Source organism: Rhodococcus sp. EPR-157, from assembly GCF_001647195.1.
In the GTDB taxonomy this organism is placed as follows: domain Bacteria; phylum Actinomycetota; class Actinomycetes; order Mycobacteriales; family Mycobacteriaceae; genus Rhodococcoides.
On the sequence record NZ_LVCV01000559.1, the window covers coordinates 1 to 680 of the forward strand.

The 680-nt window shown below is 67.2% G+C and carries 2 pseudogenes; both read right to left on the minus strand.

Annotation, left to right across the window (positions count from 1 at the left end):
* Nucleotides 1–486 (minus strand): annotated as a pseudogene (locus A2J03_RS24670) (hypothetical protein); the annotation flags it as partial.
* Nucleotides 483–680, minus strand: a pseudogene (locus A2J03_RS24675) (HhH-GPD-type base excision DNA repair protein); the annotation flags it as partial. The pseudogenes A2J03_RS24670 and A2J03_RS24675, both read right to left, overlap by 4 nt.

Genomic DNA, 680 nt, shown 5'->3' on the forward strand with positions numbered 1-680 from the left:
CGAATCGACCGCGTCGAGCACTGCGTCGGCCGTCTCGCAGAAGCGTGCGATCGCCCGCTGCTGTCCCGCGAAGTCCACGTCTGCAGACTCGCCTGGCCACGGGCACGCCAGGCTCGGGACACCATCGAGTTCGAGTCCATCGAGCGCAGATGTCCGATACCCGTCGCCGCTCGGCCACGCGAGGGCCCGGTCGACGAGCGCTGCCAGGGCTCGGTCGATGTCCTCCGCCGTGTTCTGGCCGCCTTCGTCGAATCTGACGGCGAGCTCCGAGCGCGTCCGGATGTCCTTCGATGCCGCCAGGACACTCCGCGCGCCATGGTCGAGCGAACGCACGGCCGCGCCCACCGACTGCGGAGTCTGCAGCAGGTGAGCCAGTGCTGCATAGGTGCGCGGCGGGGGGTCGATTGCGACGTCGATGCGGTTGTCGAGCAGCCGCGCAAGTGCCGCCTCGTCCAGACCTTCGAGCCACTCGCGCTGCGACGTCACTTCTTCTTCGCTGCAGCCTTGGCGGCCTTCTTGAACTCACGCACTTCGAGGAGTGACTTCTCGTCGACGACGTCGGCAATGGAACGCCGAGATCCGTCGTCCCCGTACGCACCTGCGGCCGTGCGCCAACCCTCGGGTGTGACACCCATCTGCTTTCCGAGAAGAGCAAGGAAGATCCGAGCCTTCTGGTCGCC